Source organism: Serratia sp. T13T92 (genome assembly GCF_047530105.1).
Taxonomy (GTDB): Bacteria; Pseudomonadota; Gammaproteobacteria; order Enterobacterales; family Enterobacteriaceae; genus Chania; species Chania fonticola.
The window spans coordinates 128,473-151,001 of record NZ_JBLJAK010000009.1 but is presented as its reverse complement, the minus strand read 5'-3'; the positions used below and the strand labels follow the sequence as shown (position 1 = coordinate 151,001).

20 protein-coding genes are annotated in these 22,529 nt (G+C 55.5%); 8 read left to right on the top strand and 12 right to left on the bottom strand.

Annotated features, from left to right (window positions below; translation table 11 throughout):
• Positions 1 to 43 precede the first annotated feature (43 nt).
• The 4 genes from gsiB to ACMV5I_RS12030 all read right to left on the bottom strand — a co-directional run bounded on the left by gsiB (position 44) and on the right by ACMV5I_RS12030 (position 5,337).
• Positions 44 to 1,579 carry a glutathione ABC transporter substrate-binding protein GsiB gene (gene gsiB / locus ACMV5I_RS12045; RefSeq protein ID WP_414824441.1) on the bottom strand — a complete coding sequence of 512 codons (1,536 nt, stop codon included), beginning with the start codon at positions 1,577 to 1,579 and terminating at the stop codon, positions 44 to 46.
• Between the two features lie 25 nt (positions 1,580 to 1,604).
• Complete coding sequence (locus tag ACMV5I_RS12040) at positions 1,605 to 3,482, bottom strand: dipeptide ABC transporter ATP-binding protein (protein ID WP_414824440.1); 1,878 nt, start codon at positions 3,480 to 3,482, stop codon at positions 1,605 to 1,607.
• A gap of 19 nt (positions 3,483 to 3,501) precedes the next feature.
• A complete protein-coding gene (locus ACMV5I_RS12035) occupies positions 3,502 to 4,461 on the bottom strand; it encodes an isoaspartyl peptidase/L-asparaginase family protein (protein ID WP_024485985.1) in 960 nt (319 codons plus the stop codon).
• 339 nt (positions 4,462 to 4,800) lie between these two features.
• A complete protein-coding gene (locus tag ACMV5I_RS12030; protein ID WP_141131747.1) occupies positions 4,801 to 5,337 on the bottom strand; it encodes a DUF924 family protein in 537 nt (178 codons plus the stop codon).
• Between the two features lie 118 nt (positions 5,338 to 5,455).
• Here ACMV5I_RS12030 and moeA point away from each other — a divergent pair, with 118 nt between their 5' ends.
• Together moeA and moeB are read left to right on the top strand one after the other, a co-directional pair.
• On the top strand, positions 5,456 to 6,694 hold the full coding sequence (moeA, locus tag ACMV5I_RS12025; RefSeq protein ID WP_261289049.1) for a molybdopterin molybdotransferase MoeA: 1,239 nt from the start codon (positions 5,456 to 5,458) through the stop codon (positions 6,692 to 6,694).
• 2 nt (positions 6,695 to 6,696) lie between these two features.
• Entirely contained in the window at positions 6,697 to 7,452 is a 756-nt protein-coding gene (moeB, locus tag ACMV5I_RS12020) for a molybdopterin-synthase adenylyltransferase MoeB (protein ID WP_414824438.1), read from the top strand.
• A gap of 245 nt (positions 7,453 to 7,697) precedes the next feature.
• Here the strand turns inward: moeB and ACMV5I_RS12015 are convergent, their stop codons facing one another.
• Positions 7,698 to 9,290, bottom strand: coding sequence for an ABC-F family ATPase (locus ACMV5I_RS12015; RefSeq protein ID WP_121606368.1), 1,593 nt, complete (start codon positions 9,288 to 9,290; stop codon positions 7,698 to 7,700).
• A 176-nt stretch (positions 9,291 to 9,466) separates the two neighbouring features.
• Entirely contained in the window at positions 9,467 to 10,354 is an 888-nt protein-coding gene (cynR, locus tag ACMV5I_RS12010; protein WP_414824437.1) for a transcriptional regulator CynR, read from the bottom strand.
• Positions 10,355 to 10,472: 118 nt separating this feature from the next.
• Here cynR and ACMV5I_RS12005 point away from each other — a divergent pair, with 118 nt between their 5' ends.
• A complete protein-coding gene (locus ACMV5I_RS12005; RefSeq protein ID WP_024485977.1) occupies positions 10,473 to 11,126 on the top strand; it encodes a carbonic anhydrase in 654 nt (217 codons plus the stop codon).
• A gap of 25 nt (positions 11,127 to 11,151) precedes the next feature.
• A complete protein-coding gene (gene cynS / locus ACMV5I_RS12000; RefSeq protein ID WP_414824436.1) occupies positions 11,152 to 11,622 on the top strand; it encodes a cyanase in 471 nt (156 codons plus the stop codon).
• A gap of 63 nt (positions 11,623 to 11,685) precedes the next feature.
• On the opposite strand, the gene ACMV5I_RS11995 is transcribed toward cynS, so the two are convergent.
• Positions 11,686 to 12,030: an antibiotic biosynthesis monooxygenase family protein gene (locus ACMV5I_RS11995; RefSeq protein ID WP_414824435.1), complete on the bottom strand. Its 345-nt coding sequence runs from the start codon at positions 12,028 to 12,030 to the stop codon at positions 11,686 to 11,688.
• Positions 12,011 to 12,988 carry a cytochrome P450 gene (locus ACMV5I_RS11990; protein WP_414824434.1) on the bottom strand — a complete coding sequence of 326 codons (978 nt, stop codon included), beginning with the start codon at positions 12,986 to 12,988 and terminating at the stop codon, positions 12,011 to 12,013. The genes ACMV5I_RS11995 and ACMV5I_RS11990 overlap by 20 nt, the downstream gene beginning before the upstream one ends.
• 79 nt (positions 12,989 to 13,067) lie before the next feature.
• Here ACMV5I_RS11990 and ACMV5I_RS11985 point away from each other — a divergent pair, with 79 nt between their 5' ends.
• The 4 genes from ACMV5I_RS11985 (at position 13,068) to ACMV5I_RS11970 (ending at position 16,751) form a co-directional block, all read left to right on the top strand.
• Complete coding sequence (locus ACMV5I_RS11985; RefSeq protein WP_414824433.1) at positions 13,068 to 13,751, top strand: ArsR/SmtB family transcription factor; 684 nt, start codon at positions 13,068 to 13,070, stop codon at positions 13,749 to 13,751.
• Between the two features lie 77 nt (positions 13,752 to 13,828).
• On the top strand, positions 13,829 to 14,536 hold the full coding sequence (locus tag ACMV5I_RS11980; RefSeq protein WP_202712368.1) for a glutathione S-transferase N-terminal domain-containing protein: 708 nt from the start codon (positions 13,829 to 13,831) through the stop codon (positions 14,534 to 14,536).
• Positions 14,537 to 14,674: 138 nt separating this feature from the next.
• Positions 14,675 to 16,087 carry an alkaline phosphatase gene (gene phoA / locus ACMV5I_RS11975; RefSeq protein ID WP_414824432.1) on the top strand — a complete coding sequence of 471 codons (1,413 nt, stop codon included), beginning with the start codon at positions 14,675 to 14,677 and terminating at the stop codon, positions 16,085 to 16,087.
• A 220-nt stretch (positions 16,088 to 16,307) separates the two neighbouring features.
• The gene (locus tag ACMV5I_RS11970) at positions 16,308 to 16,751 is read left to right on the top strand and encodes a helix-turn-helix domain-containing protein (RefSeq protein ID WP_021180553.1); all 444 of its coding nucleotides are present in this window, start codon (positions 16,308 to 16,310) and stop codon (positions 16,749 to 16,751) included.
• A 261-nt stretch (positions 16,752 to 17,012) separates the two neighbouring features.
• On the opposite strand, the gene ACMV5I_RS11965 is transcribed toward ACMV5I_RS11970, so the two are convergent.
• The 4 genes from ACMV5I_RS11965 to ACMV5I_RS11950 form a co-directional block, all read right to left on the bottom strand.
• Complete coding sequence (locus ACMV5I_RS11965; RefSeq protein ID WP_414824431.1) at positions 17,013 to 18,044, bottom strand: fimbrial protein; 1,032 nt, start codon at positions 18,042 to 18,044, stop codon at positions 17,013 to 17,015.
• Entirely contained in the window at positions 18,041 to 20,599 is a 2,559-nt protein-coding gene (locus tag ACMV5I_RS11960; RefSeq protein WP_414824430.1) for a fimbria/pilus outer membrane usher protein, read from the bottom strand. The genes ACMV5I_RS11965 and ACMV5I_RS11960 overlap by 4 nt, the downstream gene beginning before the upstream one ends.
• A gap of 74 nt (positions 20,600 to 20,673) precedes the next feature.
• Complete coding sequence (locus ACMV5I_RS11955) at positions 20,674 to 21,405, bottom strand: molecular chaperone (RefSeq protein WP_024484530.1); 732 nt, start codon at positions 21,403 to 21,405, stop codon at positions 20,674 to 20,676.
• Positions 21,406 to 21,574: 169 nt separating this feature from the next.
• On the bottom strand, positions 21,575 to 22,132 hold the full coding sequence (locus tag ACMV5I_RS11950; RefSeq protein ID WP_037412058.1) for a fimbrial protein: 558 nt from the start codon (positions 22,130 to 22,132) through the stop codon (positions 21,575 to 21,577).
• Between the last annotated feature and the right edge of the window lie 397 nt (positions 22,133 to 22,529).

Sequence of the window (22,529 nt, the reverse complement as noted above, 5' to 3'; positions counted from 1 at the left end):
GTGTATAAGAGACAGCCCTGTGGGAGAGGGTTGGGGTGAGGGCTTATTTCAAGTCCGCGTTATCAAAGTTGAACGAGGTGTCCGGCATCACGTAGAAGCCGCTCAGCTGTTTGTTGTTGGCAGACAGCAGGCGCTCGGTCACCAGGAAAATCCATGGTGCGTCGGCCCAGATGCGGTCTTGTGCATCTTTGTACAGCGCCTGTTTCTGGGCACGATCGGTGGTGGCCAACGCGTCGGCCAGATCCTTATCGACCTGCGGATTGCTGTAGAACGCGGTGTTGAATTGCTTAGGCGGTGCAGATTGGGTGGCGAACAGCGGCGTCAGCGCCCAATCGGCTTCACCGGTCGAGGCAGACCAGCCGGTATAGAACATACGCACACCGGTATCCTTCACGCCCACACTTTCCACCTGCGCCGCACGTTGGCCCGCATCCATCGCGGTGACGGTCACTTTGACCCCGACCTGCGCCAGCTGCTGTTGAGCAAACTGCAACACTTTCTGCGCGGTGCTGTGATTATGGGAAGACCACAGCGTGGTAGTAAACCCATTCGGATAGCCCGCTTCTTTCAGCAGCTCACGCGCCTTGGCTGGATCGTATGGCCAAGCGTTGTAGCGGGTAGCAAAATCAATGGCCGGAGGCACGGGGCCTTCCGCCGGCACGGCAAAGCCGGAGAACGCGACCTTAATCAGCGCGTCCTTGTTGAGCGCATAGTTCAGTGCCTGGCGCACCTTCGGGTTATCGAACGGCTTCTGCGTCACGTTCATGCTGATGTAGCGTTGCAGGATCGACGGCGCGGCCACCAGATCCAGCTTGCTGTTTTTCTCCAGCACCTTGGCTTGCTCATAAGGGATTGGGAAAGCAAAGGTCGCTTCGCCGGTTTGCAGCATCGCCGCACGGGTGTTGTTATCCACTACTGGCCGCCAGGTGATGCTGTCCAGCTTCGGTAAACCCGCCTTCCAGTAGCCGTCGAATTTCTTCACTTTCACATAGTCGGTCTGGTTCCAGGTTTCGAACTGGTAAGGGCCGGTACCCACCGGATGGAAACCGATCTCCTTGCCATACTGCTTGAGTGCCGCCGGGGAAATCATCGCCGCCGCCGGGTGCGCCAGGTTGTTGATAAACGCCGAGAATGGCGCTTTCAGCACGATCTTGACCGTGGTGGGATCGACCACTTCGGTTTTATCGATCATCTTGAACAGGTTGTAGCGTTTCAGGCGATTATCCGGGTTACTGGCGCGATCCAGGTTAATCTTGACCGCCTCGGCATCGAACGCGCTGCCGTCGTGGAATTTAACCCCCGGCAGGAGCTTGATGGTGTAAATCAGACCGTCTTTACTGACGTCGTAACTGTCCGCCAGGACGTTCACCAGCTTCATATCCTTATCAAAGCCAAACAGCCCCTGATAGAAGGATTTGGCGACCGCCTGCGACAAGGTGTCGTTGGCATCGTACGGGTCGAGCGTGGTGAAGTTGGACGCTACGGCAATCACCGCATCCTTGGCAGCCCAAGCCGGGCCAGCAGCGGCAGCCAGCAGTACGGCGGCCAAAACATTACGCTTGAATGTGTGCTTAGTCATATTGCTTAACTCTCCTGAGGCAAGGCTAAAAAGCACCGGCAATAGGGTGGCGGGCCACAAAGTGCCCTGGCCCTACCTGCACTAAAGGTGCGGTAACGGGTTCATCGTGCAGCCCACGGATCGGGCTGGGTATTTCATCCACCAGCAGCGGCTGACGTTTATGCGCATGGGTTGGATCGGCCACCGGCACGGCGGCCATCAGCTTACGGGTATAGGCATGCTGCGGGTTTTCAAACACCGCACGGCGTGGGCCGATCTCCACAATCTGGCCCAGGTACATCACCGCGACGCGATGGCAGACGCGTTCCACTACTGCCATATCGTGGGAAATAAACAGAAATGCGATGCCCAATTCACGCTGTAAATCGAGCAGCAGATTGACAATTTGCGCCTGAATCGACACGTCCAGCGCGGAGACCGCCTCGTCGGCAATCACCACTTTCGGGTTGAGTGCCAGCGCGCGGGCAATGCAGATACGCTGGCGTTGGCCACCGGAGAACTCATGCGGATAACGCCGCGCATGTTCCGGCTTCAGCCCTACCCGCTCCAATAGCCAGGCCACCCGTTTTTCAGCCTCCGCCCCGCGAGCAACGTTGTGCACCAGCAACGGCTCCATGATGGAGAAACCAACGGTGAGCCGTGGGTCCAGGGAAGCGTAAGGGTCTTGAAAGATAAACTGAATATCACGGCGTAAATGCTGTAAGGCAGAGCCTTTCAAGCGGTTGATCTGTTGGCCGTTGAAGGTAATGGTGCCGCGTTGGCTATCGACCAGTTTTAACAGTGAGCGGCCGGTGGTGGATTTGCCACAGCCGGATTCGCCGACCAACCCCAACGTTTCGCCGGGATAGAGGTCGAAGCTGATATTTTCCACCGCATGCACACGGCGCGTGACGCGGTTGAGAATGCCGCTGCGCAGATCGAAGCGCGTGACCAGATTTTCTACCTGCAAGATCGGCGTAGCTCCTGCGGGTATGGTGTCTTGCGGCTGGTCGTTATCGTCAACGCCAGCTAACGGAAATTTTGCCGGGAAGTCTTTATCTGCCATCGCGCCCAGCTGTGGCACGGCGGCCAACAAAGCTTGAGTGTAAGGCTGCTGTGGAGCGGCGAACAGCGAGCGCACCTCCCCCTGTTCCACCTTTTCGCCTTGGTGCATCACCAGTACCCGATCGGCAATCTCCGCCACCACGCCCATATCGTGGGTAATGAAGATCACCCCCATGTGCATTTCCTGCTGCAACACGCGGATCAGTTGCAGGATTTGCGCCTGAATGGTGACGTCCAGCGCAGTGGTGGGTTCATCGGCAATCAGCAGCGCCGGTTTGCACGACAGCGCCATGGCAATCATCACCCGCTGACGCATCCCGCCAGACAGTTGATGCGGATAGCGACCAAGGACGTTTTTGGCCTCGGGAATGCGCACTAGATCGAGCATACGCAGCGCTTCACGTTTGGCGCTGCGGTGATCCATCCCCTGGTGCAGACGCAAAGATTCAGCGATCTGCTCCCCCACCGGAAACACCGGGTTGAGGGAGGTCATCGGCTCTTGAAAAATCATCGCCATATCGGCGCCGCGCAAGGTTCGCAGGGTGCTCTGTTTCGCCTTGGCCAGATCGAGCACCTGGCCGTTACGCCGGCGAAAATGCATCGCGCCGCTGGTCAACTCACCGCCGCCCTGCTCGACCAGACGCATCAACGCCAGTGAGGTGACCGACTTGCCGGAGCCGGATTCTCCAACGATCGCCAGTGTTTCGCCACGGTCGACGGTGAAATCCAGATGGCGCACGGCCTCAACGACGTCGCCTTCTTGGCGAAATTGTACGCACAGATCGCTCACCGCCAAGACGCGCTCGGGCGGTAAAATCAGCCCACGTTCTGCCTGTGGCTGGATGGCAGTATCGGTCATGCGCCCTCCCGGCAAGCATTCAGCGGTAGATACCCACGGAAGGGGCATCGCCGACATAGCCGAAACCGCGATACATTCCTTCACTGTTAAACGGCAGGGCGACGTTGCCAAAACGATCGATGGCAATCAGCCCGCCGCTGCCGCCCAGCGCCAACAGCTTTTCCATCACCACTTTGTCGCAGGCCTGTTGCAGGGTTAGACCGGCATATTCAATCAGAGCAGAAACGTCGTAGGCCGCGACGGTGCGCATAAAGATTTCGCCGGTACCGGTGCTGGAAACCGCCACCGTGGCGTTGTTGGCATAGCAACCAGCACCAATTATCGGCGTATCGCCAATGCGCCCTGCCGCCTTGTTGGTCATGCCACCGGTTGAGGTGGCCGCTGCCAGGTTGCCCAAAGCATCCAGCGCTACCGCACCCACGGTGCCAAATTTGCGATCGGGATCCAGAGGGTCGCCGCTGAGCGCCGCCGCGCCGTCGTGATCGAGCAACACCCGACCCTGCTCTGCCTGAGCACGGTGCAATTGGTCAAAACGTTCCTGGGTAAAGAAGAAATCGGGATCGACCATTTCCAGGCCGTGATTGGCGGCAAATCTCTCTGCCCCTTCCCCGCCAAACAGCACATGAGTGCTATTTTCCAGCACCGTACGCGCGGCCAGCACCGGGTTGCGTATCCGGCTGACCCCGGCGACCGCCCCGGCATCACAGGTTCGGCCATCCATCACGCAGGCATCCAGCTCATGGGTGCCCTGGTGGGTAAATACCGCGCCTTTGCCTGCGTTGAACAGCGGGCACTCTTCCAGCAGCCTGACGGCCTCCGTTACCGCGTCCAGTGCGCTGCCGCCCGCAGCCAAAATAGCCTGCCCGGCAGCCACAATGTCGGAAAGCGCCTGGATATAATCTTGTTCCTTCTCTGCACTCAATGCCGCACGGGTAATTGCGCCCGCACCACCATGAATGGCAATCACTGGTTTGCTCATTGACCTGACACCTGTGTCTATCCGCGGCAATTCAAGCAGGTACCGCATGAAAATGGAGAGAGAATTATTATTTAGTCTTTTTCGACTATATTTAGCCCGGCAATCGATGTAAAGCACAAACTCGTCGCCAAGCATTAAGCGTAGCCTGCTTAGACTATTTTGTGCATTGAAAGAGCTAAATAGTATAAAAACAGAGGGTTATCGGGGTTTTCATTTACCGCTGACAGATTTAACCGGCCTATTGGCGGAGGCAGAAAATAGGCCGGCTCGGTTCATGTTTAATAAGCGTTATCCAATTCCCTCTCCGCTATTCCCCGCCTACACGCCAATGAAAAATATTCAGAAACCCGATCCCGGTTGTTGCAGAAATTCCTGCTCCTCAAACGTAGATTTCCGGCCTAATATCTCGTTACGATGGGGATAACGTCCAAAACGATCGATTATGGCCTTATGACGTATTTCAAACTCCAACTGATCGCCATTATTTAATTGGCGAAACAGCTCCAACGCCTGCTGGTGGATCAAGGCGGATTCGGAATGCATAAACGGCAAATAGAGGAAGCCGCGCTGCTCGACCGTCAGGTTTTCACATAGCCCAGTGGCGATCGCTTCCTGAGCCAGCACCAGCGCCATTCCGTCACAAGCAAAGGAGCGTGGCGTGTTGCGGAACAGATTACGGCTGAACTGATCGAGTACGATGATTTCCGCCAGTCGTCCTTTGATGGTCGCACGCCAATGTGCCAGTTCTCCTTGGGACGCAGCCTGCCACAGTTGGCCAAAGCGGGTGTGCAGCAAACGGTCGAACTCATCGTCCTTCTTAAACCACATGACTGGGTCGATCTCTTCGAACCAAAAATCCAGTACGTGCTGGTGCATGGCTGTCTCCTGTTATTGATTTCAATACGTTAACCTGGTTTCTCCACCACGGCGTTATCTGCCATAATAGCCCTACTTTGCCGAAAAATTCGCGCACGCCGATTACGGAGTTTTGTTTATGGATCACTGTCATACTTCTGACCTCATTTCTCTTGAGCAGGCACTGGAGAAAATGCTCTCCCAGATCGCGCCACTGCAACAGAGCGAATCTATCGCCTTGACCAGCGCAGCCGGGCGCATTACTGCCACCCCGGTGGTCTCCCCTATCGATGTTCCGCCCTTCGCCAACTCGGCGATGGACGGCTACGCGGTACGTCTCAGTGACCTGAACGGCAACTCTCCGTTACCGGTAGCGGGTAAAGCCTTTGCCGGTGCACCGTTTACGGATGCCTGGCCTGCCAACACCTGCGTACGCATCATGACCGGAGCACCAATTCCAGCCGGTGCGGATGCGGTGATCATGCAAGAACAGGCTGATGTAACCGAGGCTGGAGTGCGTTTCAACGCCCCGGTAACCGCTGGGCAAAATATCCGTTTGGCGGGTGAAGATATCCTTCGTGGGGCGAGCGTGCTGCCCGCCGGGATCACGCTGGGGGCCGCGCAGTTGCCGTTACTAGCTTCATTGGGCGTGGCCGATGTGCAGGTGATGCGTAAATTGAAGGTGGCGGTATTCTCCACCGGTGACGAATTGCAGCCAGTCGGCCAGCCGCTGCAAGCCGGGCAGATCTACGACACCAACCGCTTTGCCGTACGCCTGATGCTGGAACAGCTCGGCTGCACGGTGATCGATCTGGGGATTATTCGTGATAATCAGGAAGCATTACGCGCGGCGTTTATCCAGGCGGATAGCGAGGCCGACGTAGTGATCAGCAGCGGCGGCGTTTCCGTTGGTGAAGCCGATTACACCAAGCAGATGCTGGATGAACTCGGCAAAGTCAGCTTCTGGAAACTGGCCATCAAACCGGGCAAACCTTTTGCTTTCGGCAAGCTCCAGCACGCCTGGTTCTGTGGCCTACCTGGCAATCCGGTCTCTGCGGCTTTGACCTTCTATCAGCTGGTGCAACCGCTGCTGGCCAAGCTGGCCGGTCACACCGAATGGCAACTGCCACCCCGCCTGAAAGCTCGCGCCCTGACGCCATTGAAAAAGTCGCCGGGTCGCCTCGATTTCCAGCGCGGCATCTTCACCAGCAATGCCCAGGGCGAGCTGGAAGTGAGCAGCACCGGCCATCAGGGTTCTCACGTGTTCAGCTCATTCAGCCAGGGTAACTGCTTTATCGTGCTGGAGCGTGAACGTGGCTCGGTAGCCGCTGGTGAGACAGTAGAGATCGAGCCTTTCAATGCGTTGCTGAGGAACTGAACATGCTGCCGGAATTAACCGATGCACAAACGCTGCGCTACAACCGCCAGATCGTACTGCGGGGATTCGACTTCGACGGTCAGGAAAAGCTGCAGGCGGCGCACGTGCTGATCGTTGGGCTTGGCGGGCTGGGCTGTGCGGCGGCGCCTTATTTGGCTGCCGCTGGCGTAGGCCATCTGACGCTGGTTGATTTCGACACGGTTTCCCTCTCCAATCTACAGCGCCAGATCCTGCACCGGGATGACCGCATTGGTATGGCGAAGGTCGAATCTGCCCGCATTGAGCTGAGCTCCATCAATCCTCATATCCGTATTGATACTCTGGACACACAGCTGGATGACGAGCAAATGGCGGCGCAGATTGCCGCCTGCGATGTGGTGCTGGACTGTACCGATAACGTGGCGACCCGCGATCTGCTCAACCGCCTGTGCCATGCACAGCGCAAACCGCTGGTATCAGGGGCCGCTATCCGCATGGAGGGCCAGCTCAGCGTCTTTACCTATCAACCGGAACAGCCCTGTTATCGCTGCCTGAGCAGGCTGTTTGGGGAAAATGCGCTGACCTGCGTTGAGGCTGGCGTGATGGCGCCTTTAGTCGGCACTATCGGTACGCTGCAGGCGATGGAAGCCATCAAGCTGTTGGCAAACTATGGCCAGCCTTTGGTGGGTAAGTTATTGATGTTTGATGCGATGAGCATGCAGTTCCGGGAGATGAAGCTGCCGAAGGACCCGCGGTGTGAAGTATGTAGTAAAGATTAGGCCCCTCACCCTAACCCTAACCCTAACCCTCTCCCAAAAGGAGAGGGGACAGATCGAGTTCGTTGATTCTTCTGCGTAATACCTATCGTTTTCTTACTGATCACGTTCCGAAGCAGTACGGGCTAACCACTCGCTCTGGACTGCTCCTTCTCCCTGTGGAGTACAGGCTAATCAATCGCTCTGGACTGCTCCCTCTCCCTGTGGGAGAGGGTTGGGGTGAGGGCGTGCGGTAAGACTCGAAGGGATCAGTTGATACCCTGGCTACGCAGGTAGTCTTCGTAGTTGCCGGTAAAGTCGATCACTTTGTTCGGGGTCATTTCAAGAACACGGGTGGCCAACGAGCTAACGAACTCGCGGTCGTGGGAAACGAAGATCAGGGTTCCTTCATACATTTCCAACGCCATGTTCAGTGACTCGATGGATTCCATATCCATGTGGTTGGTCGGCTCATCCATGATCAGGATGTTCGGACGCTGCATCATGATCTTGCCGAACAGCATACGGCCCTTCTCACCACCGGACAGCACTTTTACGCGCTTCTTGATATCGTCCTGGCTGAACAACAGGCGGCCAAGAATGCTGCGTACCGCCTGCTCATCGTCCTTTTCCTGCTTCCACTGGCTCATCCAGTCGAACACGCTCAGGGTTTCATCGAACTCGTATTCGTGATCCTGTGCGTAGTAACCGATCTTGGCGTTTTCGGACCATTTCACGCTGCCGTGATCCGGCTGCAGGTCACCCACCAGCGTTTTCAGTAAGGTGGATTTACCGATACCGTTGGCACCCAGGATCGCCACTTTCTCGCCCACTTCAACCATCAGGTTAAGTTTGCTGAACAGCGGGCCGTTGTCGAAGCCTTTGGCCAGCGCTTCCACTTCCAGCGCGTTACGGAACAGCTTCTTGTCCTGCTCAAAACGGATGAACGGGTTCTGACGGCTGGAGGCTTTCACCTCTTCCAACTGGATCTTGTCAATCTGGCGGGCACGAGAGGTAGCCTGCTTGGATTTTGAGGCGTTGGCGCTGAAGCGGCTAACGAAGGACTGCAATTCGTTAATCTGTGCCTTCTTCTTGGCGTTGTCAGACATCAGGCGCTCACGAGCCTGGGTAGCCGCCGTCATGTATTCGTCGTAGTTACCTGGGTAGACACGCAGTTCGCCGTAGTCCAGATCCGCCATGTGGGTACAAACCATGTTCAGGAAGTGACGGTCGTGCGAAATGATGATCATGGTGCTGTTACGTTCGTTCAGCACCTGCTCCAGCCAGCGAATGGTATCAATGTCCAGGTTGTTCGTTGGTTCGTCGAGCAGCAGGATTTCCGGATCGGAGAACAGGGCCTGAGCCAACAGAACACGCAGTTTGAAGCCGGGAGCGATCTCACTCATCGGGCCATAATGCTGTTCTACCGGAATACCCACGCCGAGCAGCAACTCACCGGCACGTGCTTCTGCGGTGTAGCCGTCCATCTCGCCATAGGCCACTTCCAGATCGGCCACTTTATAGCCGTCTTCTTCGCTCATCTCCGCCATGGCGTAGATGCGGTCACGCTCTTCCTTCACCGCCCACAGTTCGGTGTGGCCCATGATCACGGTGTCCAGCACGCTGAACTGTTCAAAAGCGAACTGATCCTGGCGCAGTTTACCCAGGCGCTCATTCGGATCCAGGAACACGTTACCGCCGCTCGGCGCCAGATCGCCACCGAGGATTTTCATGAACGTCGATTTACCGCAGCCGTTGGCTCCGATCAGACCATAGCGGTTACCGCCGCCAAATTTGACAGAGATGTTTTCAAACAACGGCTTACTGCCGAACTGCATAGTGATGTTGTTAGTGCTTAACACAGCGCTCGCTCTTAATTTGATTGGGAATGTGATTTGGCGCGCATTATGCCATAACGCAACACAGAGATCGTGGGAAGTTTTGGTGAAGATTTGCTCGGCGCTAGGGGTGTGGAGATATTCGCCAGCTAAATATCTCCTTCAGAACGCATTAACGGCTAACCAAACCCGTCACTTTTTTAGCCCATTTCCTTGACCTGATCTTGCAACATCGCAATCAACGCTCGTGAAGCGGCGCTGCGATATCCCTCTTTGCGTTGCAGCACCACGGCGTGGCGCTCGGGCATGGGAACCGACAGCTTGATGGGCAGCAGCAGCGGATTACTCCGTGCGATGGCCTGCGGCAGAATGGTCGCGAGCTGGCCGTGGCGCACAATCTCGACGATGGCGCTAATCGCATTCGCCTCCATGGCAACCTGAGGATAAATCGCGTGCTGCTGGAAATATTCATCTACATAATGACGCGTGGCGAAGTCGCCGTTGAGTAGCACCAACGGCACCTGTTGCACCTCCGCTACGCTCAAGGCAGCGCGGCGCTTGGCAAGCTGATGCCCCTTCCCTACCATCAGTTGCAGCCGCTCCGTGAACAACCTGGTAGCGGCTATATCCGCAGAGTGAACCGGCTCGAAGGCAATCCCCAGATCCAATTGGTCATCGCACAATAACGCCTCCATCTTATCCTGCGTCATCTCACGGATGTTCAGCGTAATCCCCGGGTAGCGCCGGAAAAAGCCGTCGACCAACGGTCCAATCAGGTAGGAGGTAAAGGTCGGCGTCATCGCCAAGCGCAGGTTACCGCGTTCCAACGTCGCGACATCCTGAATGGCCCGTTTGCCAGCCTCCAGATCCTGTAATGCCAGCCGGGCATAGCGCATCCATGCCTGACCCGCATCAGTGAGTTGCACCCTACGCCCGGAACGGTCGAACAGTTCTACCTGTAACGTCTCTTCCAACTGTTTGATCTGCTGTGACAAGGTCGGCTGAGAAACATGCAGCACCTCCGCCGCCCGTGTGAAGTTCCCCTGCTCCGCCACCGCCAGAAAGTAACGTATGTGCCGCAGTAACATAACGCCTCAACTATTAGTTATCCCTATCGTGATGATTATAAATGAGTCTTGGAACCTATAGCTAGAAAAGTCCATTCTTGCCTCCATTGAAAGCGAGCCACACATTGATGGAGTCACCATGCAAGAGGTTATTGACGGTTTTCTGAAGTTCCAGCGCGAGGCTTTTGTTGAGCGCACAGAGCTGTTCAAACGTCTGGCCACCAGCCAGAGCCCACGCACCCTATTTATCTCATGTTCCGACAGCCGATTGGTGCCGGAGCTGATCACCCAACGCGAACCAGGCGACCTGTTCGTTATCCGCAACGCGGGCAATATTGTCCCTTCTTTCGGGCCTGAGCCTGGTGGCGTTTCGGCCTCGGTGGAATATGCCGTTGCCGCGTTAGGCGTAGAGGATATCGTGATTTGCGGCCACTCCGATTGCGGCGCCATGACCGCCATCGCCACCTGCAAATGCCTGGATCACATGCCCACCGTAGCCAACTGGCTGCGCTATGCCGATGCCGCCAAGGCAGTCAATCAGGCCAATGAACACGCCAGCGAGCACGATCGCATTAACTCGATGGTCCGTGAAAACGTCATCGCCCAACTGACCAACCTGAAAACTCACCCTTCGGTCGCGCTGGCGCTCGATCGAGGCAATCTGCGACTGCATGGCTGGATCTACGATATCGCTACCGGCTGTATTGATGCATTAGATGGCAATACCCGCCGTTTCGTGCCGCTGGCGAGCAACCCGAGCGTCACCGCCAGCCCAGCTATACAACGTTTCTAACCTACCCAACCCCCAAGGAGTCAACATGACACAATCCCTACATAGCGTTTCAGCACGTCAAAGCCTGACCGACATCATCATGGAGGCTAAAGTCCGTAAAGGCCTGACCTTCGAAGCCATTAATCAAGACACCGGCTTGAGCTTGGCGTTTGTGACCGCCGCACTGCTTGGCCAGCATCCGTTGCCGGAACAGGCCGCCCGTGTAGTAGCAGCAAAGCTGGATTTGGATGAAAACGCGGTGCGCCTGCTGCAAACCATCCCGGTGCGCGGCAGTATTCCCGGCGGTGTGCCGACCGACCCGACCATCTATCGTTTCTACGAGATGGTGCAGATCTACGGCTCTACCCTGCGGGCGCTGGTGCATGAACAATTTGGTGACGGGGTGATCAGCGCGATCAACTTCAAGCTGGATATCAAAAAGGTCCAGGACCCCGATGGCGGTGAACGTGCAGTGATCACGCTGGATGGCAAATACCTGCCAACCAAGCCATTCTAATAATTATGTTATTAAATTATTAAGTTAATATAATCCAGCACCGGAACCCCGGCGCTGGATCACTCAACCATGAAAATGGCGGCTATCCGCCGGAGCCTCTTCACGCGGTTCCAAGCCATAATCCCGCACCACCTCGGCCACCCGCAGCCGGTAATATTCCAACACCTCATGCCTGCCACGCGCCTGGGCTTGACGGTGTTGCTCCAGGTTGCGCCACTGCTGTACCGCCGCCTCATCACGCCAGAACGACAGCGATAGCAACTTGTCCGGCTCGTTCAGGCTCTGAAAACGTTCTATAGAGATAAAGCCGTCAATTTCCGCCAGCAACGGTTTCAGCTCCGCCGCCAACTCAAGATAGGTTTCCCGCTGCCCAGCGGCAGCACGTAGTTCAAAAATCACCGCGATCATGATTGTTCTCCTCGGCAGTATAAAATTCAGGTACACACGCATTTTGCGAAACACGCCAGCGAAAATGGCTTAACAGTTCGGGCTTAAAGTTGAGTTTGGATAAATGATCGATCCCCGCCAAGGCGATCAACCGTGCCCACCGTTCTCCTGGGCAGCGATGAGCACCATGACCAAAGGCAAAACTCTCTTGCGGCGTTTTCAACTGCACCAATACGCTCTGCCCCACCGCCAGCGGTTGGCCATCAAGCAACGTAGCCTGTCGCGCAAACCTGCGGGTAGTATGGATCGGCGGAATTTGCTGCAACACCGCCAAGATCAACGCTTCTGCCGGTTGATGGCGCTGATTCGCCAGCAGCAGTGTCTGGCCGATTAATCCGGCGGTGCCCTCACAGGCCTGGAACCAAAGCCCGATGGCATTGGCTATCGCCAGCGAACGATCGCCAATGTGTTGGCACAGTTGTTCAAACAACGGTCCATCTGCCCGTTGCATCAGGATCTGCAACTTCCCGGCAGCCGCCGCCCCCGCAGCCATCTGCTCTACGCTGCCGCCAGGAGCAATACAGCGCACAAAGTCCAACACCTCATCCACCAAGGTAGATCGATCCTGATGTGCCACGCCCAATAAGTCAGCCAGCACGCAAATCGGCAAAGCGTAGTTAAACCGTGTGAGTTGCTCTGCCGTTGTCAAACTGGCCGCTAACCGTTGAGCCACGCAAACCGTAGTCTGGCGGATCTCATCGTCGGTGATCGCGGCCAGAGCCGCCTCGATCGCCCCCTTTAATTCACGCTGCCCGGCACCATCATTCATACGTACCAGAGAGGCGAAAATCGAGTGAGCGGGCGTCCCAATCAAAGCAGCGGGTACCGGCTCTTCCGTGGGGCGAACACCGAGGTGAGGATGGGTTAAGGCTTCACGCACCGCTTGCCGCGATGCAACAGAAAAGGGGCAGGCCGCCATGACAATTTCCTTCCGATAAGAATAGAGAGCAGCCATTGTCGGGTTAGACGAGCAGCAATACTTCGGTTACTCTCGAAGTATGAATGACAATACGCTTGAAGACCGCCTGGCCGCATTGACGGCCGCTATCGCCGATCGCACCCGAGCGCGCATGCTGTGCCTGCTGATGGATGGGCGCGCCTATACCGCAACGGAGCTGAGTGCGGCGGTGGACGTCGCGGCATCCACCGCCAGCAGCCATCTGGCACGCTTGCAGGAACAGAACCTGATCGGCTGCGTCAAACAGGGCCGCAATCGCTTTTACCACCTGGCGGGCAAACCGGTGGCCGACATGCTGGAAAGCCTGATGGCGTTGGCCGGCGTAGAACGCCCGACGGTGAAAAGCAGCACTCCGGCCTCATTACGTTATGCACGCACTTGCTATGACCACATGGCCGGTGAGATCGCGGTTCAAATACATCATCAGTTGCTGGCGCGGGCCTGGCTAATCGGAGATAACGACTATCAGCTCAGTGAGTCCGGGCAGGCTGCCTTGACACAGTTGGGTATCGACTGCTCCCCGGCCCCGACCCGGCGGCGTTTTGCCTGCGATTGTCTGGACTGGAGCGAACGCAAGGCTCATCTCGGTGGTGCTCTGGGCGCTGCCATGTTGGCCGCATTTGAAAAACGTGGATGGGTTCAGCGCCAGCTAGATAGCCGTGAGCTGCAACTGACCGCCGCTGGTAGAAAAGCGCTGAGCGCACATTTTGGCCTGGCGCTCTGAATGCCTGGCGCGCTAGCTTAGCTGCCATACTCAATGGGTTTACCTGTTGACGATCCCGTCATATCCGAGGAGTTATCATGTCCGATATTAACCAATTCCCGATCGCCAAACGTTGGCCCGCCAAGCATCCTGAACGTTTACAACTCTACTCGCTGCCGACCCCTAATGGGGTGAAAGTCTCCATCATGCTCGAAGAGATCGGCCTGCCTTATGAGGCGCATCTGATCGACATCGGCAAAAATGAAACCTGGACGCCGGAGTTCCTTTCGCTCAACCCTAACGGTAAAATCCCGGCGATCCTCGATCCTGCGGGCCCAGACGGTAAGCCGTTAGCGCTGTTCGAATCCGGGGCTATCCTGCTGTATCTGGCAGAGAAATGCGGTAAGTTTCTACCCAAGGATCCCTCCCTGCGGTATGAAACCATCCAGTGGGTGTTTTTCCAGATGGCGTCCGTTGGGCCAATGTTCGGTCAGCTAGGCTTCTTCCACAAATTCGCCGGACGTGAATATGAAGACAAACGGCCATTTGAACGCTACCAAAAGGAGTCCAAACGGCTGCTGGGTGTGCTGGAAGAACGGCTGCAAGGACGTGATTGGATCATGGGTGCGGAATACACCATTGCCGATATCTCCCTGCTTGGCTGGGTACGCAACCTGATTGGTTTCTATGAAGCGCGCGACGTGGTGGAGTTCGACAACTTCCCGCTCGTGGGCCAATGGCTGGAACGTGGACTGGCAAGGCCAGCCGTACAGCGCGGTATCAATATTCCTGCCCGCCAAGCCTGATAAGCTATTGGGATAGCCAGGAAAGGCTATCCCTTTTCCCACCTGACGCGTCATAAAAATGTCACTTTCCTGCTCTACTCTCCCGTGTAACAAAATAATGCCAACCCTATTTTTGTATTACGACAAGGAGCCCTACCCATGCAGCAGTCCGTTTCCCTGATCGCCGGTGCCGTATTATCCGCTCTGTTATGTTCCGCCGCCCTCGCTGATAATAATCAACCCACCAACCGCGCGGCTCGTGGCGATATTACCGAACCCGGCGGTGCACGCCGTTTGGCAGGCGATCAAACCGCTGCACTGCAAGCGTCGCTGTCGAATAAAACCGCTAAAAACGTGATCCTGCTGATCGGCGACGGCATGGGCGATTCGGAAATCACTGGCGCACGTAACTATGCCGAAGGCGCAGGCGGTTACTTCAAAGGGATCGATGCCCTGCCGCTGACCGGCCAATACACCCACTACTCGCTGGATAAGAAAAGCCATAAACCGGACTATGTCACCGACTCTGCCGCCTCGGCTACCGCTTGGGCTACCGGCGTCAAGACCTATAACGGCGCGTTGGGCGTGGATGTGAACGGCAAAGATCAACCAACGATTCTGGAACTGGCCAAGGCCGCAGGTAAAGCCACCGGTAACGTCTCAACGGCGGAACTACAGGATGCCACACCGGCGGCACTGGTTTCGCATGTAACCTCGCGCAAGTGCTACGGCCCAGAGGAGACCAGTGAGCAATGTGCCAGCAACGCGTTAGAAAACGGCGGGCACGGATCGATCACCGAGCAGTTGATTAAAACCCGCGCCGACGTCACGCTGGGCGGCGGGGCAAAATCCTTCGCTCAATTGGCGAAAAGCGGTGAATGGCAGGGAAAAACGCTGAAAGCCCAGGCCGCCGCGTTAGGCTACCAATGGGTGGAGGATGCCGAAAGTCTGAACACGATTAACCTCGCCAATCAGCAAAAGCCGCTGCTGGGCCTGTTTGCGCCAGGCAATATGCCAGTACGCTGGAAGGGACCGAAAGCGTCCTACCACGGTAATCTCGATCAGCCTGCGGTGACCTGTGAGAATAACCCAGAGCGCGGCACCAATGTGCCAACGCTGGCGGCGATGACCGAGAAAGCCATCGAGCTGCTGAAGAACAACCCGAACGGTTTCTTCCTGCAGGTGGAAGGGGCGTCCATCGACAAACAGGATCATGATGCCAACCCATGCGGCCAATTTGGCGAAACGGTCGATCTGGATGAGGCAGTACAAAAAGCGTTGGAGTTCGCCCGCGCCGATGGTAATACCCTGGTGATCGTCACTGCCGACCACGCCCACTCCAGCCAGATTATTGCCGCCAAGGCCAAAGCACCGGGGCTGACCCAATCATTAACCACCAAAGACGGCACGGTGATGACCATCAGCTATGGCAACTCGGAAGAAGGCTCCCAGGGCCATACCGGTACCCAGTTGCGCGTTGCCGCTTATGGCCCGCATGCCGCCAACATTGTGGGGCTGACCGATCAGACCGACTTGTTCTTCACTATGCGCGACGCCATGAACATCAAGTGATCCACATGGGCACAGCATGCTGTGCCCCTACCTATCTCCCTATCCCCCCCGCCCAATTCACTATACCCCTACCCCTTGCGGAGCATTTTTCGCCACGTCAATTATCCAAGTTTACCCTTGCGTAACCGCCAAGGCGCGCCTATTATCAAAGAATAAACTTGGATTATTAAGTCCCATTTGACTGTGACCCGAATGTCGTCGCTGCAGGAGAATTAAACCAATGGATCGCGCCAATATCATTCACGACTTGCTGAACTGGATCGAAAACCACCTGGATCAACCGCTGCTGCTGGATAATGTGGCAGCAAAATCTGGCTACTCCAAATGGCATCTGCAACGTATGTTCCGCAGTACCACTGGCCATGCACTCGGCAGCTATATCCGCGAGCGCCGTTTGTCCAAGGCCGCACAGGCACTACGCGCCACGCCGCGTCCCATTCTGGATATCGCCCTGCAGTTCCATTTTGATTCCCAGCCTTCATTTTCCCGGGCCTTTAAAAAGCAGTTTGGTGAAACGCCGGCGGTCTATCGCCGCACGCCGCAGCAAGATGAAGTGGCGCTCTCCTCAGAGCACAGCTATCGGCACAGCACACCGAGCCTGCATTCACTGTACAAACGCCAATGCGTAGACGAAGGCTGCACCAACTGGGTCGGCCAGCGTTAAAAGCAAACAGGCCAACGGGATATAAACCCATTGGCCTCAGATTGATGACAAAGTGGCAATATTGCTGAATGGGTCGGGATCTATCTATACCAGTATTTGCTAACCCATTGATTATCCAGACGGACGCAGCATGCAGCGCCCCTACATTGTAAGCCCGGTGAGGGTAGCAGTCTCAGGCCAACGGGATATAAACCCATTGGCCTTTTTGTTTGGTAAATGGACGCTGTATACAGCGCCCGTATTGAACTGGCGGACGTTTTATCAGTTATATTCGAGGGTAAAGGTGGCAATCGACTTGATGGTGCCGCCCTTCATTTTCGCTGCGGTCTGATAGTAACGCGCCTTGAGCGGCAAGGTGATGGTATTGGTCTGGTTGGCAATGGTATGCCCGGCATACACCGCCGTGCCGCTAGTGATTGGCGTTGAGTTATTGCCGGTCAGCAGTTGGACACCAACGCCGCTGGCGGCATTGCTATCCTGTACCGGCTGGAGCACACCCGGTGCATTCGAGGTATCGCGGGTATAGTCAAAACGTACGTTCACCAGCCCCTCCCCTGTACCACCAGGCAACAGTTCCGTCCCCGAACCACCTACGCAGTTGATGTTAATCGAAAAGTCCTGCTCTGCGGCAGTACTGCCTACGCCTTTGAACGCCGCAGTAGCTACCGTACTCAGGTTGATCACCTTATTTTTGGAACCGGCGTCCACCGAACAGGATGAGGTGACGATAGTGATACTATTCGCCAACACGTGGGAGATCAGGATCGGTCTTGAAGGACCCGTCCCATCCGCATAGTAAGAAGAATACTGCCCGGGGGCTAACGAGCCGGTACCGGTGTTCTGGGCAATTTTGATCACCTCAACCACAAAATACCCCTCAGCCAGATACACCCCGCCGTTGCGGTAGATCTCGTGCGGATAATAGGCACCTTCCTGCGAGCCGATCTGGCGATAAAGCCGCAGCCCTACCCCCGGTACGTTGGTGGTCCAGATTTTGTCACTGATCGAACTCGGCCCACCTTGTAAAATGCGGCCGTACAACGTGCTATTACCGCTGCAAGAAATATTGTCATCCCGGCGGATATCGAACTTGCCGGTGGCCAGGATATCGCCCACCTTGGTATTCGGCGTAATCAATACTCTGCCGACGTTCATAATGATGTCCTGCGGCCTGGTCGTGTTAACCCGACATTGAGCATATGCCTGTTGCCCGGCCATCATCAGTAACAAAAACAACATGGCTTGTTTAGGGCGCTGGCGCATGGCGGTGAATTTATGGATAAGGTTGATCATTTGCAGCTCGCCTCGATAATTTCGTAATCAGTGCTGTTTTGCGCTTTGGCCTGGTAGTTCACGGCACACTGTTGTGTCGGCTGAGTCCCCCATTTCACCAATAGCAGCCCCTGTAACGCTTCGGTACGCAGATAGATACGGCTGCCCTGGCCGACGATGCCGATCACCTGGTTACGGGTATCCAATACTTCGGCACCAAAAGGTAATGCCGTGTTGTTCGGGCCCAGCGCATGAATAATCAGCGCCTGACCTTTGATGGTCTTGAACTCCAGCTTGGCAATCGCACCGGCATAAGGCGCTACCTGCTGGCTGCTGCTTTCCAGCTCAACATCGCGTGACATGCCATTAGGATCCAGCGTGACGTTGGTCATGCGGTATGGGGCAACATAAGGCACCACTGCATAGCCGTTATCATCGATTCGCACCCCAGGAGAGTTGGTGACGATCGCCCCTGCGGCATCCGGCGCTTCAACCAATACCATGGTCTGGCCACGCTGAGGCGTCATGGTCACGCCGCCGCTATGGGCCACAATGCTGCCGGAAGCCCCAATGGACGACTGGCGGAAATCGCGGCCATAGCTGTAAGAACCGTTCATGGTGGCGAAGCGACTGCGATATTCCCCATTCACACTGGTGTTGGTCCCACCGCTTTGGTCGTTAGCCAAAGTGGCGCTGTAGCTGATGTTGTTATCCTCCCCGGTGGAGCCGTTAATCCCGATGCGGCTGCTGTCGTAGCCTTGGTCGTTGTAGGCCAGTGCGCTGTTCAGGCTGATGTTTTGCGAGCCAATGTTGAACGGGATCGAGAAGTTCAGGAAGTAACGGGTTTCATCGTGGTTATAAGTATCGGTGGTACGCATGGCGGACAAACCGTAAGTAACTCGGCCGATGAAGTTGTTGTAACCCACCTGATACTGTTTGGAGGTACCGCCACGGTTCCAGTAATCGCGCACCGAACCGGTGATATACAGCGATCCCAGATTGGCCCCCAGCCCCTGGTTCAGCGTGAGCTGATATTCACTGCGCTGGCGGTTAACCGCATCGGCACTTAAGCCCCGGCTCTCGTTATCACGGGCATACACCGCATCACGCAGTGACAGATAGCCGGAAGTCGAGTAGCGATAGGCCGCAATGGTGAAGTTGGTATTGGTTTCCGACATCAGTTTGCTATAGCTGATCTTGTAGCTCTGGCCGGACATATCACCCTGTTTCAGGCGGGTGTTGGCCTGAGTCACGTCGACAGCAAAAGCCCCCAACGGTGTTGCCACCGCACTCCCCAACAGCACCGCGCTGTAACCGTCACTCACGGTCGCACCGGTGTAACCGGTCAGAATATTGGTAAACCCGCGCTGATAAGTCGCCTGGAACATCTCGGGCTTGGTATGTAAATTATCATCGCGAACTTGGCCCGCAGTTAACGCATAGCGCTGGATCCCCGGGCGCAACATCTGTGCCACCGAAGCATAGGGAACGCTGAACTGGCGCACGGAACCGTCGGCCTCATTGACCGTGACGTCCAGATCGCCGCCGTAGCCGGTAGGGAACAGATCGTTAATCACGAACTCGCCCGGCGCTACGGTGGTTTGATAGATCAACTGGTTGTTCTGGCGAACTTCCACCAAGGCGTTGCTTTGTGCCACACCGCGCACCACGGGTGCATAGCCGTTAAGGGAGTCCGGCAGCATGCGATCGTCGGTGCTCAGTTGCGCACCGCGAAAACCGATCGAATCAAAGAAATCCCCGCTGGTAAAGGCATCCCCCAGGGTCAACATGCCGCGCACAGCCGGAATGGCACGCTGTGCATAGGTGGCCGTGTTCTGCCAATGGGTGCTTTCCTGACTACGCCAGTTCACGTTAGAGTCATGGCGCAGCTGCCAACCGGCAATGTTCACCCCGGCGTTCATCGTCAGATAAGCGTTGGTCGAGTCCGAGTTGCCACCGGAATTGGAGCTGTGCGAATTAAAGGCGTTGAAGTTATAGGACAGAAAACCAGCGGTGATGCCGCGATCCCAGAATTTCGGATCGACATAACCACGTGCGGTACGGCGCAGCGCGACCTGGGGAACGCTGACATCCATACGCAAGGTGCTGGTATTGAGGCGGTAAGACGCTTCCGGCACCCATTCCCCCAGCGGCTTGCAGCTGCTGGTCGTCACCGCCGGATCGCTACCCATTGCCGCAGTATCGACGCCAAACTCTTCCAGAGACAGCAGGCTAAAGCAGGTATCGGCACTGTCTTTACCCGGCACGCTCTTGAATTCGATGTTCTTTTTGCCCTTCCATTCCCCGTTGACGTAAACATCCAGAGAATATTTCCCCGCCAATACCGGGTTGCCATCACGAAAGCGCGAAAGATCCACGCCCTGCGCCTGGCCAACCAGGAAATTGCTGTTGAAAGTGGCTTCGACCGGTGCAGCGGCCTGGTTGGCATCGTTTTGAGCCGCTGCCAGCGAAAATGCCGGGGTGGTCAGGCAAAGGGCACTACCGGTCAACAGCAGGATGGATCTGTAATTGAAAAGTGCCGACTTTACGGCGGCAGAGATAGGTAACTCGTTCATATCCATGCATTCCTTTACCAAATTAAGCGTCCCCGCCGGCTGACTTCACCTCGCGGCATGGGGCTTTCCAGGAGTTACTTTTGCTGATTTTTGCTGCGTTGAACCCGGCCACCAAAGTCATTGATGGTGGTGTACTCAATATCAGCGATCCGCGAACTGTCACCGGTAAAGGCCAGCGTTTTTTCCTGGCCAGGGGCCAGCATGTCGCCATGCGGTGCCAACGTGACTTTCTTGCGATTGGCAACGGCATTGATTTCGGTGAAGGAGACATAAAACGGCGTGGGATTTTTCACTTTCACACCGCCCGCCACAAAGCTCCACTGCAGTTTTTCTGGCGCGTCATTGGCTACGCCGCTCAGGCCTTGCGGGCGATAGAACAACTTCACACGGGTTCTGAAGGCCACCTGCAGGAAGTTTTCTGGCGTGGTGTCGGCAGCTGCTCCGGTTGGTGCAGGGGGAATTTCCAGCACGTTCAACCAGAACAGAGATTCTTTGTCTTGCGTCAACGCCGTAGTGGTCAGCGAAACGCGCAGCGCCTGGCCGCCGTTGGGCTCAATACGGCTGATCGGAGGCGAAATAATAAAAGGAGCCTTGCTGTTTTCTGGCGTCGTTTCGGCGTTGCCCTCATCGATCCAGGCCTGGACCAGCGCCGGGGCGGTCCCATTGTTGGATAGTTGGACGGTCACTTCCCGCTGTTTGGCCGGATAAATAACGCGTGTGCCGTTCACAATAACGCTGGCAAAAGCGCTGCTGCTGAAAAGCACGGCCATCAGCAATACGCTGTATTTCTTAAACGATTTTTTCATTTTAATATCACTACTATAGAAATACAGCGGGGGAAAAGTTTCCACCCGCCAGAATAAATACCCGATGATTTTCACTCCCTGAAATTAGAGGCTATCAGGGCGAAAAAAATCGCCCCGAAAGGTCACAGGGAGGAAACAACATTTAACTAGAAAAGGGACGGGTAATAACTTATTGGTAGATGATGGTGTATTGTACGTTTGAGGTCACATCACCAGCGCCCGCCGCTGCAGTTGCGAAATATTCCGCATAGTAGTTCAGGTCAGCTGAATCACCTTCATTGGCAACGGTAACCCACTGGGAGTTGGCCTGTGCGCCGTTGTTGGTAGCAGCCAGAATTGGCAGGAACTGGTTGTTGCTACCCAGCAGCTGGATTTGCACGTTGGTCGCGGCATTGGTTTTGGTTTGGTTATTCAAACGACCCGTTTTGAAATCAACGGTTGAACCTGGTTCGAAATAGGTTGCTACCTGGCCTTTAGAGCATTTGGTCAGGTTAATTGCGAATGGAGTACGGCCCGCAGTAGCGCTAACTGCATTCAGGGTGGAAGAAGATACGGTTGGCAGAGTAACGGTAAAATCTTTACCACCTGGGGTGCTGATAGTACAGGTCTGGTCGGTCACTTTACCGTTAAAAGTAATAGTACCATCGGCAGCCTGTGCTGAAAGAGAAGGAATGGCGGTGGCGCATACAGTCAGTGCTAATACAGCGGACAGCTTAGAGATTTTCATATTTTCGACTCTCGGTGAATTAATACATCCGTTAAGTACATTCAACGATGCTACTCCCTGTCAGGAATGAAGCCCGATGAATCCATTGCCCGGCGAAATATAGTCCAAGAACATTCTCATTGATAAATCGTTTAAAACATTCATAACGCCCCTCATGATAGGAAAAAACTATCAACAAATACCTATCGATCGATGTTGACGATTTACCCAGTTCGTAATAATCTTAATTCGTCAAGTTTAGCGGTCAAAAAATTCGATAAAACGCCTAAAAACCAGAATATAACTCTGTTAATGCGCTTTCAGCCATCTTGAGCGCAAGCGTGTTCCCTCTGAAATTTCAATCTTTTAGAGGAATTTACCACCAGGTAAGATGATTCTTTCTTTAATAAGATTATTA